Consider the following 14,232-nt stretch of genomic DNA (forward strand, 5'->3'; position numbering starts at 1 on the left):
GCCCTGGAGCCTACCCCCGGGCGGGGCTATTCCAAGCCCCGCTCCCGGGCGAGGGCGCGCAGCCGCTCCACGAGCGCGTCCCGGTCCTCGTAGCGCAGGCCCTCGGTGGGGATGGCGGGCAACAGCTCCACGCGCACCCGCCCCGGCCTGACGCGCCACTCCCCGAAGGGCAGCACGTCCCGCGCGCCGTGGAACACCATGGGGACCAGGGCGGCGGCGGAGCGGATGGCGAGCACCGCCGCGCCCTTGCGGTAGGGATTGAGCCGGCCGTCCTCGCTGCGTCGGCCCTCGATGGACATGTAATAGCTGGCGCCCTCGCGCAGGGCCTGGGCGGCGCGGTCCACGGCGCGGCGCGCCTGCGCGCTCCACTGGCGCACCACCACCGTGGAGCCCTGGGCCCAGGGCACCCAGCCCGCGAAGGGCAGCGCCGCATACTCGATGTTCATGAAGATGCGCACGGGCCGGGGCAGCGCCGGGGGCGTCACGAACGTCTCGCTCAAGCTCGTCTGGTTCAGCTGCAGGAACAGGTACGAGGACGCGTCGTAGCGGCCCTCGTTGTGGTCCACCACCTCCACGTCCACGCCGAAGACGCGCCGGGCCCACAGACACCACGTCCGCATCAGCGCGTCCGAGGCCCCGGGGCTGACGGGCCCCAGCAGGAGCGCGGGCGTGAGCAGGGGCGGCATCGCCGCGCACGCCACACCCCAGCGCAGCAGGCTCGACAGCAGGCCCGGGCGGGTGGGAAGCGAGGGAGGGACGTCCATGCGCTGGCCTATACCAGGGTGTATGCATGAGGACAGGGTGGAAGTGGACCTCTCGCGCCAGTCCGTGAGGACATGGCAGGCTGGGAGGCGCGAAAGGCAGGCAGGGGGGCATCATGGGAAGTCCACGCGCCAACGCGCTCGAGGAATACAAGACGCTGCTGGAGCGACAGCGCACGGCGCCGCTCGGCCCCGACGAAGCGCAGCGTCTGGAGTTGCTCCGGGACGTGCTGCTGGAATTGGGAGCGCTGCCCCCCGAGGGCAGCCCCCTGCCCGCGCGTCCCGCTCGCGCGGACGCGGTGTTGGAGCTGACGTTCGCCACGCAGGATGACGTGGTGCGCGCGTACAGCAGGAACATCGGCACGGGAGGGCTCGCCATCCGCACCCCGCGCGCGCTGCCGGTGGGGAGCACGCTGGAGCTGCGCATCACCCTCCCCGACTCGGCCCAGGCGCTGCGGGCCTTCGGTCAGGTGGCGTGGTCGCGCGAGGACGGCATGGGCGTGGCCTTCACGCAGCTGGCACCCGACGGTGAGCAGCGATTGAAGGCGTTCGTGGCCCAGGACGCCTCGCTGCTCCAGCGCGTGCGGGGCGTGCTGAAGACGGATGTGATGGAGCTCTTGAAGAAGGACGTGAGGGAGCTGGGCAAGGGGCCCGCGCCCCAGGCCGCCAACGCGGTGGAGCTGGACACGCGGGAGCCGGTGCTGGTGCGCCTGTCGGACGCGCGCTTGATGGCGCTCATCACCGAGCTGTTCGAGCAGAAGGGTTTGCGCGTCGTGACGGACAGCGACAAGCCCGCGCGCATCATCATCGTGGACACGGGCTCCGCGCTGGATGTGCTCAGCACGGCGGCGCGCCCCGGCTCGCGCATCGTCATGGTGAACGTGAGCGGACCGGACTCGCTGATGGGCCGCCTGTCCAACCTCAGCCCCGCCGCCTTCGTCAAGCACCCGGCCAGCGCGGCCGCCGTGCTCGTCGCCGTGGAGAGGCTCCTGTCGGCGACGAAGTCCTCCTGAGCCGGGAGGGGAACCGCTACGCTCGGCCCGATGAGACCTGGGACGTGGCGGCTCCTCGTGGGATTCCTGATGGGCTGCGCCACCACGCCGCCTGTCGCCCCTCCTGCTCCTCCTCCGCGCGTCGAGCCACCTCCCGCGCTGCTCACCGCCTACCGCGTGCTTCCCGAAGGAGGGCTCGAGCGCTGGCGCCCCCTGACGACGGACGCGACCGGCTTCCAGCCCCCCACCGGGGGCACGTGGTGCGCGGAGCCGCTCGGCGCGCTCGTGACGGAGGAGGAGGCACGTCAGCGGGCCACCGCTTTGAAGGCGCATCAGGTGCCCGAGCTCTGCTTCGACTCGGCGCCCCTGCCCGCCCCGTCGCTCCTCGCGCGGCTGCTGCGCGACTCGGGCGCGGTGGGCCTGCGCGCCTCGGGCACCCCGCTGGGCGACGCGCACCTGGAGGCCCTGCGGGAGTTCACATCCCTGGAGGCCCTGCACCTCGACGGCACCCGGGTGACCGACGGGGGGCTCGCGCACGTGAGGGAGATGCGGAGGCTGGCCGTCGTGCGTCTGGATGAGACGGCCATCTCCGACGCGGGCCTCGGCTTCCTCTCCGGGCTGACGACGCTGCGGCGCCTCACCCTCGCGAGCACCGCCATCAGCCCGCGTGCGCTGTCGGCCCTCGCCGCCCAGTCGGAGCTCGAGTGGCTGGACCTCTCCGACACCGCGGTGGACGACACCGTCCTCGCCTGGGTGCCCGGAGCGCGCCTGCACACGCTGGTGCTGAGCGGGACGCACGTGACGGACGCGGGCCTCGCGCGGCTGCGGGAGCTGCCGGGCCTCACGTGGCTGGGCCTCGCGCGCACCGGGCTCACCGACACGGGCCTCGCGCACCTCGGCACGCTGCGGAACCTGGAGGCGCTGCACCTGGGTCACACCCGCATCACCGACCTGGGCCTTGGCCACCTCTCCGGCCTGAAGGCGCTGCGCGCCCTGGTCCTCACGAAGACCCACCTGCGGGGCCCGGGGCTCCGGCACCTCGCGGCACTGAGCGCGCTGGAGCTGCTCCACCTCGACGACACCCGCGTGGACGACGCGGCCCTGCGACAGGTGCGAGGACTCGTGGCCCTGCGGGAGCTGAAGCTGTCGAGGACCGCCGTCGCGGCGGGGGGACTCGACGTGCTCGCGGGCTTCATCGCGCTGGAGCGGCTGGGCCTGTCCGGCCTGGCCGTGACGGATGACTCGCTCGCCGCGCTTCGAGGGCTGGAGCGATTGGTTCGGCTCGACCTGAGCGCCACGCCCATGGGCCCCCAGGCCCTGGGGCATCTGCACGCGGCCCTGCGCGAGCTGGACGTGAGCCGGACCGCCTTCAACGACGAGTGGCTGCCCGCGCTGCGCGCCCTGCCCCACCTCCAGTCCCTGCGCGCCGAGCGCACCCTGCTCACCGACCTGGGGCTGGGGCAGCTGGCCGAGCTGGCCGGCCTGGAGTCGATTCACGTCGCGGGCACGCCCATCAGCGGCTCCGGACTGGTGGCCCTCCAGCGACTGCCGCGCCTGACGCGACTGGACCTGGGCGCCACGTGGCTCAACGACGAGAGCCTCCAGGCCCTGAGGGGCTTCCCCCAGCTCACCTGGCTCAGCCTCGCCCGGGCGCGCATCGGCGATGCGTCCCTGGGACATCTGCCCAGGACGCTGCACACGCTCCACCTGCCCCGCACCGGTGTCACCGACGCGGGCCTGGCCGCGCTGCGCGCCCTGCCCCAGTTGCGCGTGCTGGATGTACGAGGAACCTCGGTGTCGGACGAGGCCCTCGGGGCGCTGGTCCGGGAGCGAGGGCTGCGGCTCGTCACCGCGCCCTGAAGGGCCCACGCCGCCGCGTCGAGGCCCCCCTGACGCGTCAACGTTCGCGGCTGACGTGTCCAGGCTGGGGAGGACCTCCCCGCGTCGCTTGTGACCTCGGCATGAGGAAGCCGGGCATTCGCGGACTTACGTGAGGCCGCCGGGATGGCCCGTGCCCTGCACACGCGGCCGGACCGGAGCAGGCCCGCCACGTCCGTGGACTCTCGGCCGCTTCAGGAGCGTCATGGACGCGGTCATCGAACAGTTGAAGACGTTGGCTCTCGCGGAGGCCTTCCCGTTCCTGCTCAAGGCAATGGGCGCCCTCGTGTTGTGGTTCGTGGGACGTGCAATCATCAGCACCTTCCGGCGCGTGTTGAACCTGACGCTGCAGAAGCGGCAGTTCGACGCCACGCTCATCCGGTACATCGAGTCGCTGTTCGCGGGCTCCCTCACCATCCTGTTGCTGCTGGGCATCCTGGGGATGATGGGGTTCGAGACCACCTCGTTCGCCGCGCTGCTGGCCGCCGCGGGCATCGCCATCGGCACGGCGTGGTCCGGGCTGCTCTCCAACTTCGCCGCGGGCATCTTCCTGCTGGTGCTGCGGCCCTTCCGCGTGGGCGACGAAATCTCCGCCGCCGGCGTCACGGGCCTGGTGCAGGAGATCGGCCTGTTCGCCACCACCATCGACACGGGCGACAACCTGCGCATCTCCGTCGGCAACAACCGCCTCTTCAGCGACAACATCATCAACTTCAGCCACCACTCCCACCGCCGCATCGTGGTGAAGGTGCCGCTGACGCACGGCGGGGACATCCATGGGCTGATGAAGGCCTTCCGCGAGCGCGTCGTGGTGGTGCCCGGCGTCCAGGCGGCGCCCGTGCCCAGCGTCGACGTGGCGGAGTTCACCGCGCAGGGGCCCGTCATCGCCATCGGCGTGAATTGCAAGCCCACCCAGGCGGGCGCCGTGCAGGGCGCCGTCTCGCTCGCCGTGGAGGAGACGCTCATCGCCACCGGCTACGTCGTCCTCGCGCCGTCGGCCCTGCCGCCGCCACAGCTGGCCCGGGCCGGCTGAAGCAAGGCGCCTTCCCGGGGCGCCCCTTGGAGCCGAGAGGGGCGCTCCCAGGTCCGGCGGAGGCGCTCAGCGCGCGTTCACCGCGGCGTTGCACGCGGCGTTGGCCGCGTCGGCCCAGCGCTTCCCGATGGCCGCGTACCCCGGCGCCTGGACGAACGGCGGCAGCATGTCCTCCGACGTGCGCTCGTTGTGCATGTTGAGCGGCCAGATGTCCTGGGCGGCGCAGGCCAGCCGGACGGCCCTCCAGGACAGCCCCGCCGCCTCCATCACCCGCAGGTAGTCGTCCCGCTCCAGGCTCCTGGCCGCGTTCTCGAAGATTTGTGGCCGCATGGCGCGCGTCGCCGGCTGCACGGGCCACCAGTCCTTGCTGCGCCGGCGGTACTCCTTCACGTCCGCCTCCCGCAGGGCCGCCAGTCGCGTCTGGAAGCTCGCCTCCGTGTCCGTCAGCAGCTCCAGCGCCTTCTGCCCCATGGCCGCGTAGAACACGTCGCTCGAGTGGTCCTTGCGAGCCTGAGGCCCCACGAACGCGACGTACTCCCGCGTCGCCGCGAGCAGCTCCCGCTCCGCGTCCTCCACCGAGGGCACCGCCGCCGAGCGCGTCTCCGGCACCTCGCGAAAGCCGTCCTCCTGCGACACGGCGGACTGGGCCTGGGGGCCCGGCCACGGGAAGAAGTAGCGGTACCAGACCACCCGGTCCGGGAACACCAGCGCCAGCTCCGGCAACCGGGGCGGGGAGTCGGGCGGATCGTACAGCACCCAGATCGAAGGGTCGGAGACGCGGAGCGAGCGGATGGCCAGGAGCCCCCGCGCCTTCATCCGCTCGAACCACCGGTCGAACGACGGCTCGAAGCCCCCGTCCACCTCGAAGCCCAGGAAGGTCTCCGGGCTCCGCGCGAAGGAGCCCGCCCACGGGTCCTCGAGCATCAGCGCGCGCACCGGGCGACCCTCCAGCCGCGCGTTGCCGACGATGGCCGCCTGCCAGGCATACACATGAACCGGGTTGATCATCCCGGGGACTCTAGCGCGCCCTCCCCACGACAGGGATTCGCGCGAGCCTCACCGGGGCCCGCAATGACAGCCGCCAGAGGGCGAGGAACTCCGCCCCCTGGCGACTCGCGTCTTGGACAGGCACTCTACGTGCCCGAGCAAGGACTACAGCGCGTAGGCGTCCAGCACGGGCTGCGTGGGCAGCGGGAGAGAGCCACCACAGCCACGGGGACCACCACGAACCTTGGTCTTGATCTGCATGACGAGCTCCTATCGAGAACAGCCTGGGTTGGACTCAGTCTGGAAGACTGACGACTACGGGATCTGCGTGAGGACGCCGCCCGTGGTGCGCACGGGAATCGCAACACCACCGCCACAGCCACGGGGACCGCCACGAACCTTGGTCTTGATCTGCATGATGGACTCCTCGGAATCAGGTGTGAGTGAAGTCAGCTCGGGATGCTGACGGAGGACTACGGGATGGCCGCGAGCGCGTCGGAACGCACCGCGATGATCACGCCACCACCGCAACCACGGGGACCGCCACGAACCTTGGTCTTGATCTGCATGATGAGCTCCTTGGTGAGGATGACTCCATCGCTGGAGTCGGGTGAGGATGATCCAGCGCCGACTACGGCAGCTGGGTGCGGACCGTGCCGGTCAGCACGGGCAGGGAACCGCCGCAACCACGGGGACCGCCACGAACCTTGGTCTTGATCTGCATGATGAACTCCTGGTGAGGATGACTCCATCGCTGGAGTCGGATGGATGAAGCGGTGATGCCAGTCGACTACGGCAGCTGCGTGCGGACCTGGTTGGTCAGCACCACGCCACCACCGCAACCACGGGGACCGCCACGAACCTTGGTCTTGATCTGCATGGTACGCTCCTGGATGTACTGCGTTGACACCAGACACCCAACCCCGGGGATTGGATGGCTGGAAGGCGTTGATGAAAAGCTCTTGAGTCTACGGACGACGACACCTTCTGGTTCTTCCGGTGCCAGCCAATCTATACACACCCCTCTGACACGCGAGCTCCAAGGTCACCCGCGGTCCCGCCGCCCCTCGGCCGGCGCTGCTCCCGGCCCCTCCACAACCCGCGCTACCCGCCCCTATTCCCCGTCCATCCAGCCATTACGCGGCTCCCGAGTCGCCATTGCGTGCGATTCACCGTTCCCGGTCCGCATCGGAAGTAGAATCATTAAAGGCGGGTGTAATCGGCCAGTCAAGTGACCACGCAAAGAATGCGGCGAAAGTCTTTGTAACCTCTCACGCCACAGCCAATCTCAGACTTCGCGAATCGGAAGAAAATACAGGCGACCTCGCGAAGGCATGAAAAAATCGCCAGCGAGCGATGTTCCGCTCACTGGCGATTTCGAGCTTCGTCCGAGCGAATCACCGCCCGGGGACGAAACTACGGGAGCTGCTGGGCGACGTCGAGGTCGTACCAGATGCTGATGCCGCCGGGGCCGCAACCACGGGGACCGCCACGAACCTTGGTCTTGATCTTCATGTGTCTGCTCCTGGTGATTGAGTCACTACGGTGAAACAACGACGTCTGGACGACTACGCCAGAACGGTGTCGTACCAGATGCTGATGCCGCCCGGGCCACAGCCGCGGGGACCGCCACGAACCTTGGTCTTGATCTTCATGATGTCGCTCCTGGGTTGAACCACGTTCGCTCCAGGCGACACTGTTGCCCATGCACACCCGGAGTAGAATCATTAAAAATCGATGAAAATTGGGAGTCAAGCCTTCAACTGAAAAACCCGTCAATCCAAATAGATCCGGGGACTTGGACAAATGGCGCAATTTATCGAAACCTGAGAGACCCCCAGGTCATGAATCCACCTGGAGCCGGAGCCGGTGTGCCCGAACCGGTTACAAGGGGCCGGCGCCGCACGCGGCGGAGGGGCGCCGCCTCGGTGATACGTGGAGACCGCATCACGCCCCGCGTCGCAATGTCCTGAAAACATGTTTTAGCCATTTTATGAGCCCTATCTTCGAGATAGGACTGACCCGGACAACCCTTGACATATCGGCCGGCTGCGTTCCGGGCGCCGCGCGGCTCCGGGCCTGGATGGATTGTCCATTCACGAAGGCGCGGAGAAGACAATCGCGGACGGGGCGCGTGCGGCGTGGGGAGGTGACGCCCCTGGCTTTGCCGCGCGTCAGTCCGCCGGGCGAGGATGGGCGCCGACCTCCGGGAGCGTCCCGGGTGGAAGGTCTGGCGGGGAGTCCGTCTGTTCCACGGTGATGAGGTAGGCTTCGCTCATGAGAGTTGGTGAAGGAATGTTCCCGCGCACCGTGCGCGCGCTGCTGCGGGGGCGAGGGCGCTCGGCGCTCTGGTTGTTGCCGGTGGGGCTGTTCGCCGTCTGGGGCGTGTGGTTCCTGCGAGCGAGCATCACCGTCTACGAGCCCAGCGTGCAGGCGCGGCTGGAGGTCCACCGCGAGGTGTACGCCGTGGATGCGCCGGTGGACGGGCGGCTGGTGAAGACGCGGGTGGAGCTGCACCGGCAGGTGCGCGCGGGCGAGGTGCTCTTCGAGCTCGCCCACGAGCAGGAGGCGCGGCAGCTGGCGGAGGCGGAGGCCCAGCTTCGGGGCCTGGGGCCGCAGCTGACGGCGGCGCGCGCGGAGCTCGAGGTGGAGCAGGGCGCGCTCGTGGCCCAGCAGGAGCGCGGCGCTGCGGGCGTGGAGGAGGCCAAGGCCCGGCTGGTGGAGGCCGAGGCGCTGGCGCGCCGGGCGCTCGAGGAGAAGGCGAGCGCGGAGCAGCTGCACTCGCGCCAGTTGATCAGCGAGTCCGAGTGGAGCCGCGTGCGCACCGAGCTGGAGCGCGCCCAGGCCTCCGAGCAGGCCTCCCGCGCGGCGCTCGCGCGCGTGAAGATGGATGGGACGATGCTGGCCACCGAGCGGCGCATCCGGGCCGCGGCGCTCAAGCGGGACATCGCGGAGCTGGAGGCCGCCGAGAGCGTGGCGCAGGCCTCCGTGGAGCGTCTGCGTGAAGAGCTGGAGCGGCGCGTGGTGAAGGCGCCCGCCGACGGCATCCTCGGCGAGACGAGCCCGGTGCGCGTGGGCACACAGGTGAGGGCCGGGGACCGCATGGCCACCGTCGTCGCGGGGGGCGACGTGCGCATCGTCGCGCAGCTGTCCCCCGCCACGGCGCTGGGCCGGGTGCGCGCGGGCCAGCCGGCGCGCATGAAGCTGGAGGGCTTCGCCTGGACGGAGTTCGGCATGGTGCGCGCCACCGTGGTGGCGGTGGCGAGCGAGGCGCGCGACGGCCTGGTGCGCGTGGAGCTGTCCGTGGACGAGATGCCGGTGGGCATCCCCCTGGAGCACGGCCTGCCGGGCACCGTGGACATCGCGGTGGAGGACTCCACGCCGCTCAAGCTGGTGCTGCGCGCGCTGGGGCGGGGGCTGGAGGCGCCGGCGCGCTCGCGCCCACTGCCGCCGCGCTCGTCGGGGGATCTGGAGATGTCGCGGGGCGGGAGCTGAGCCATGGCGGGCACACGAAGGCTGCTCATCCCCGAAGTCATCCAGACCTCCGCCATGGACTGCGGTCCGGCGGCCCTCAAGGCGCTCTTCGACGGCTTCGGCGTGTCCGTCAGCTACGGCCGGCTGCGCGAGGCCTGCCAGACGGACATCGACGGGACGTCCGTGGACGTGCTGGAGGAGCTGGCCGGCAAGCTGGGCCTGGAGGCCACCCAGGTCGTCCTGCCTCGCGACCAGGTGCTGATGCCGGAGACGAAGACGCTGCCGGCCATCATGGTGGTGCGTCTGGCGGACAGCAACCTGCACTTCATCGTCGTCTGGCGCCGCATCGGTGACCGGGTGCAGATCATGGACCCCGCGCTGGGACGGCGCTGGGTGTCGGTGGCGGAGCTGATGGACCGGCTCTACGTCCACGCCCTGCCCGTCCCGGCCGAGGCCTTCCGCGACTGGGCCGGCACGGACGAGTTCCTCGCCGGGATGCGCCTGAGGCTGCAGGCGCTCGTGGACAAGGCGCTCGCGGCGAGGCTGCTCGACGAGGCCCTGGCCGACGCGAGCTGGAAGGGCGTGGCGTGCCTGGACGCGACGACGCGCATGGTCCAGACGCTGGTGGACGGCGGCGGCGTGGAGCACGGCGAGGGGTCCGCGCGCTTCCTGGAGCAGCTGTTGAAGGAGGTGCACGTGGCCCTGGAGGAGGGCCGCGCCGAGCAGGTCATCCCCGCCACCTACTGGACGGCGGTGGGCGCTCCGGACGGCGAGGAGGTGACGTTGCGCGGCGTGGTCTGCATCCTCGCCCGGGGCCTGCGCCAGACGCGGGAGGAGGACGAGGAGCCCCTGTCCGCGGACCTCAAGGCGGCGCTCCTGGAGCCCCCCACCCGTCCGCTGCGCGAGCTCATCGGGCTGATGCGCCGCGACGGCCTGTTGGCCCCCTCCATCCTCGCGGCCATCGCCCTGACGGCCGCGGTGGGAGGCTTCCTGGAGGCGCTGCTGCTGCGCGGCATCATCGACGCGGGCCGCTACCTCACCACCCAGGAGCAGCGGCTGGCGGGCATCGTGACGCTGCTGGTGCTGATGGGCGTGCTGTTCACGCTGGAGCTGCCCCTGGCCATGGGGACGCTGAAGCTGGGCCGCCGCCTGGAGGTCCGGCTGCGGCTGGCGTTCCTCGACAAGATTCCCCGGCTGGGGGACCGCTACTTCAAGAGCCGGCTCGTCTCCGACATGGCGCAGCGCTGCCACGGCATCCACCAGGTGCGCAGCGTGCCCACGCTCGGCGTCGGCGTGCTGCGCGCCACCTCGGAGATGCTGGTGACGCTGGGAGGGCTGGTGTGGCTTGCCCCCGGCAGCGCGCCGCTCATCGTGCTGGGCGGGGCCATGGCGCTGGCGGTGCCGCTGCTCGCCCAGCGCTCGCTGCTGGAGGCGGACCGGCGCATGCGCGACTTCGACGGCGTGCTGTCGCGCTTCTACCTGGACGCCATGCGGGGCGCCGTGGCGCTGCGCGCGCACCGCGCGGAGCTGACCCTGCGGCGCGCGCACGAGGAGCCCCTGCACGAGTACGTGGGCGCCGCGCGCACGCTGCTGGGCCGGGGCATCCTCACCGACACCCTGTCCATGCTGGCGGCCACCGGAGGCTCGGTGGCCATCGTGCTGCACGCCGTGTCCCAGGGCATCCAGCCCGGGGCGGTGCTGCTGCTGGTGTACTGGGCCCTGGCGCTGGCCACGGTGGGCAAGCAGCTGGCGGACGCGCTGCGGCAGTACCCCGCCGCGTCGTCGCTCACCGGCCGGCTGATCGAGCCGCTCTTGGCCCCCGACGAGGTGGGCGCGGGCCTGGAGGCGGTGGAGGAGCCGTCCCCCGCGGCGCTCGCGAGCCAGCCCCGCGGCGTGGGCTTCACGCTCGAGCAGGTGGAGGTCAAGGCGGCGGGCTTCACGGTGCTGCAGGGCATCGACATGACGGTGCGGCCCGGCGAGCACGTGGCCATCGTCGGCCCGTCGGGCGCGGGCAAGTCGTCGCTCGTGGGCATCCTGCTGGGCTGGCACCGCCCGTCCTCCGGGCAGGTGACGGTGGACGGCGAGCCGCTCAAGGGCCAGACGCTGGCGCGCCTGCGCCGGCAGACGGCGTGGGTGGAGCCCGAGGTGACGCTGTGGAACAAGTCGCTGGTGGACAACCTGGCCTACGGGGTGGAGACGGGCGAGGTGCTGCCGCGCGTGGGGCAGGCGCTCAGGTCCGCGGACCTCATCGAGTTCCTGGACAAGCTGCCCCAGGGGCTCCAGACGCGCCTGGGCGAGGGCGGCAGCCTGCTGTCCGGCGGCCAGGGGCAGCGCGTGCGCCTGGGCCGGGCGCTCTTGAGGCCCGGGGTGCGGCTGGCCATCTTCGACGAGCCCTTCCGCGGCCTGGAGCGGGACCGGCGCGCGGCGCTGCTGGAGCGCTCCCGGCAGGAGCTGGAGGGGGCGACGATGCTGTGCATCATGCATGACATCGCGGAGACGCTGACGTTCGACCGGGTGCTGGTCATCAAGGGCGGCCAGCTGGTCGAGGACGCCAACCCGCGCGAGCTCGCGAAGCAGGAGGACTCCGTGTACCGCTCGCTGCTGGACGAGGAGGAGCAGATGCGGCGGGCCCTGGGCGGCCAGGGCGGCTGGAGGCGGATGATGCTGGACCAGGGACAGCTCGCCGAGCAGCCCCCGGAGTCGAAGCGGGGTGCGGCATGACGCGCGCCTCGGAGGCGAGGGGGACCCGGCCCGCGGAGCCCCTGGCGGGGCTGGTGTGGCCCATGGCGCGCGGCGCGGAGGCGCTGGAGGCGCTGGCGCGCTCGGCGGGCCTGCCGCTGCCCCGGACGCGGGCGAAGGTCGTCGGGCAGGCGCCCACGGACCCGAACCGGCTGGGCGAGTGGCTGGACGCCGCCGCCCAGTCGCAGGGGCTGGAGCTGGACCTGGCGTACACGCGCCATGGCGAGGTGGAGAAGGCGCTCCTGCGCGCCTCCCCCGCCCTCCTGGACGTCGTCACCAGCGAGGGCGTCCAGGTGGCGGCGCTGCTGCGCGTGTCCGCCTCCGGCCGCACCGCGCGCGTCATCGCGCCGGACGAGACGGAGCGCGACGTGCCCCTGGCCTGGCTCACGTCCGGGGTGCAGGCCCTGGTCGAGGGCACCCAGGCCTCCACGGTGGACCGGGTGCTGTCGCGCGCGGCGATGCCGGAGCCTCAGCGGCTGCTCGCCCGGCGCGCGCTGCTGGGCGCGCAGCTGGCCAACACGCACCTGGTGGCGTCGCGCACGCTGCGGCTGCCGCCGGGCGCCCGGCTGGTCCACCACCTCAAGGCCCTGTCCACCGCGCCGCGGCTGGCGCTGGTGCTGGTGCTGGCGGTGCTCATCCAGGTGTGCGTGCTCAGCGCGTGGTGGCTGATTGGCCGGGGCGCGTTCGAGGGGCAGTTGGACCACGGCTGGCTGTGGGCGTGGGCGCTGATGGGGCTGACGGCGGTGCCGCTGCAGGCGGCGCTGGCGTGGACGCAGGGCTCGCTGGCGTTGGATTTGTCCGCGCTGCTCAGGCGCAGGCTTCTCGCCGGCGCGCTGGCCATGCCGGTGGACGAGGCGAAGCGCGGCGGCATCGGCGAGTACGTGGGGAGGACCTTCGAGAGCGCGGGCATGGAGCAGATGGCGCTCGCCGGCAGCTTCACCAGCCTGCTCGCGGTGGTGGACCTGACCCTGGCCGGCAGCGTGACGCTGTCGGGCCCCGCGGGCACGCTGGGGCTCGCGGCGCTGGGCGGCTACTGCGTCCTGCTGGGCGTGCTCGTGGCGCGCCAATCGCTGCTGTTCCGGGGCTGGACGGAGGCGCGCGTGGTGATGACCCACGCGCTCATCGAGCGGATGCTCGGCCACCGCACGCGGCTGGCGCAGGAGCAGCCCTCGCGCTGGCACGAGGAGGAGGACCAGGAGCTGGCGCGCTACTCGGACGCCTCCGAGCGCTGGGACGCGGGCACCGCGCGGGTGACGACGCTCGCGCGCCGGGGCCTGTTGCCGGTGGCCATCATCGCCATCCTCCCCGGCGTGCTGGCCGGGGCGGACACGGCGAGCATCGCGGTGGGCGTGGGCGCGGCCCTGCTGGGTGCCCGCGCGGTGATGTCGCTGGCGGTGGGCGCGCTGGCGCTCATCGGCTCACGGGTGCTGTTCTCCGCGGTGCGCCCCATGCTCGACGCGGCCCGGCTCTCCGGCGCCGTGGGCGGGGGCAAGGACGGCGAGGACGCCGCGCCCCAGGTGACGCCGCTCGCGGCCACCGAGGCGCCGTCCAAGAGCCAGGCGCTGCTCGAGGTGCGCGACGTGTACTTCAAGCACCCCGCCTCGCCGCGCGCGGTGCTCGAGGGCGCGTCCGTGGTCATCCATCCCGGAGAGCGCGTGCTGCTGGAGGGCGCGTCCGGCTCCGGCAAGTCCACGCTCGCCTCCATCCTCACGGGCCTCAGGCGCCAGGGCTCCGGCGTGGTGCTGCTGCGCGGCCTGGACATGTCCACCTGGACGCAGGACGGCTGGGGCGCGCAGATCGCCGGCGCGCCGCAGTTCCACGAGAACCACATCATCTCCGGCACGCTGGCGATGAACCTGCTGCTGGGCCGCGCCTGGCCCCACACCCAGGACGACGTGAAGCTGGCGCGCGAGCTGTGCGAGGAGCTGGGCCTGGGCGAGCTGCTCCAGCGCATGCCCGCCGGAATCCTGCAGATGGTGGGCGAGCGCGGCTGGCAGCTGTCCCACGGCGAGCAGAGCCGCATCTTCGTCGCGCGCGCCCTGCTCCAGCGCGTCCAGGTCGTGGTGCTCGACGAGGCCTTCGGCGCGCTGGACCCGGTGACGATGCGCAAGGTGATGGCGTGCGTCGAGGCGCGCGCGCCCACGCTCATCGTCATCGCGCACCCCTGAAGGGATTGGGAGCGCCGCCCGCGGGGCCCGGCCACGGCCCTCGGGCGGTGTAACCCCTCCGGCGCGCGCCCCACGTCACCGACGAGGCGCTGGAAACACGACGGCCGCCAGCAGGCACGAAGCCCACTGACGGCCGAAGGACTGACTCCGGGTCTGAATCAGACCTCGTCGTACCAGATGCTGATGCCACCCGGGCCGCA

General features: G+C 71.7%; 8 protein-coding genes. 6 read left to right on the forward strand and 2 right to left on the reverse strand.

Annotated features, from left to right (window positions below; all coding sequences use genetic code 11):
• Positions 1–26: 26 nt before the first annotated feature.
• Entirely contained in the window at positions 27–764 is a 738-nt protein-coding gene (locus tag VZQ01_RS05330) for a lysophospholipid acyltransferase family protein (protein WP_426747050.1), read from the reverse strand.
• A gap of 113 nt (positions 765–877) precedes the next feature.
• Here VZQ01_RS05330 and VZQ01_RS05335 point away from each other — a divergent pair, with 113 nt between their 5' ends.
• The 3 genes from VZQ01_RS05335 (at position 878) to VZQ01_RS05345 (ending at position 4,664) form a co-directional block, all read left to right on the forward strand.
• The gene (locus VZQ01_RS05335) at positions 878–1,774 is read left to right on the forward strand and encodes a PilZ domain-containing protein (protein ID WP_223752206.1); all 897 of its coding nucleotides are present in this window, start codon (positions 878–880) and stop codon (positions 1,772–1,774) included.
• A gap of 57 nt (positions 1,775–1,831) precedes the next feature.
• Positions 1,832–3,613, forward strand: a complete 1,782-nt coding sequence (locus VZQ01_RS05340; protein WP_426747051.1) for a leucine-rich repeat domain-containing protein — start codon at positions 1,832–1,834, stop codon at positions 3,611–3,613.
• A gap of 223 nt (positions 3,614–3,836) precedes the next feature.
• Complete coding sequence (locus tag VZQ01_RS05345; RefSeq protein WP_426747052.1) at positions 3,837–4,664, forward strand: mechanosensitive ion channel family protein; 828 nt, start codon at positions 3,837–3,839, stop codon at positions 4,662–4,664.
• Between the two features lie 66 nt (positions 4,665–4,730).
• On the opposite strand, the gene VZQ01_RS05350 is transcribed toward VZQ01_RS05345, so the two are convergent.
• Positions 4,731–5,672 (reverse strand): hypothetical protein, encoded by a 942-nt coding sequence (locus tag VZQ01_RS05350; protein ID WP_223752203.1) that lies wholly within the window; start codon positions 5,670–5,672, stop codon positions 4,731–4,733.
• Positions 5,673–7,946: 2,274 nt separating this feature from the next.
• Here VZQ01_RS05350 and VZQ01_RS05355 point away from each other — a divergent pair.
• Genes VZQ01_RS05355 through VZQ01_RS05365 form a run of 3 tightly spaced genes read left to right on the forward strand, consistent with a single transcriptional unit; the run spans position 7,947 to position 14,032 of the window.
• Positions 7,947–9,146 (forward strand): HlyD family secretion protein, encoded by a 1,200-nt coding sequence (locus VZQ01_RS05355; RefSeq protein WP_194869212.1) that lies wholly within the window; start codon positions 7,947–7,949, stop codon positions 9,144–9,146.
• A 3-nt stretch (positions 9,147–9,149) separates the two neighbouring features.
• Positions 9,150–11,846 carry an ATP-binding cassette domain-containing protein gene (locus tag VZQ01_RS05360; protein ID WP_426747053.1) on the forward strand — a complete coding sequence of 899 codons (2,697 nt, stop codon included), beginning with the start codon at positions 9,150–9,152 and terminating at the stop codon, positions 11,844–11,846.
• Entirely contained in the window at positions 11,843–14,032 is a 2,190-nt protein-coding gene (locus VZQ01_RS05365) for an ATP-binding cassette domain-containing protein (RefSeq protein WP_426747054.1), read from the forward strand. The genes VZQ01_RS05360 and VZQ01_RS05365 overlap by 4 nt, the downstream gene beginning before the upstream one ends.
• Positions 14,033–14,232 lie beyond the last annotated feature (200 nt).

The sequence above is a fragment of the Myxococcus faecalis genome, from assembly GCF_050039385.1.
GTDB classification, from domain to species: Bacteria; Myxococcota; Myxococcia; order Myxococcales; family Myxococcaceae; genus Myxococcus; species Myxococcus fulvus.

Bases quoted from the DNA above. Each gene is read 5' to 3' on its own strand.
- VZQ01_RS05330 (WP_426747050.1), bottom strand. From the start codon at position 764: ATGGACGTCCCTCCCTCGCTTCCCACCCGCCCGGGCCTGCTGTCGAGC.
- VZQ01_RS05335 (WP_223752206.1), top strand. From the start codon at position 878: ATGGGAAGTCCACGCGCCAACGCGCTCGAGGAATACAAGACGCTGCTG.
- VZQ01_RS05345 (WP_426747052.1), top strand. From the start codon at position 3,837: ATGGACGCGGTCATCGAACAGTTGAAGACGTTGGCTCTCGCGGAGGCC.
- VZQ01_RS05350 (WP_223752203.1), bottom strand. From the start codon at position 5,672: ATGATCAACCCGGTTCATGTGTATGCCTGGCAGGCGGCCATCGTCGGC.
- VZQ01_RS05355 (WP_194869212.1), top strand. From the start codon at position 7,947: ATGTTCCCGCGCACCGTGCGCGCGCTGCTGCGGGGGCGAGGGCGCTCG.
- VZQ01_RS05360 (WP_426747053.1), top strand. From the start codon at position 9,150: ATGGCGGGCACACGAAGGCTGCTCATCCCCGAAGTCATCCAGACCTCC.
- VZQ01_RS05365 (WP_426747054.1), top strand. From the start codon at position 11,843: ATGACGCGCGCCTCGGAGGCGAGGGGGACCCGGCCCGCGGAGCCCCTG.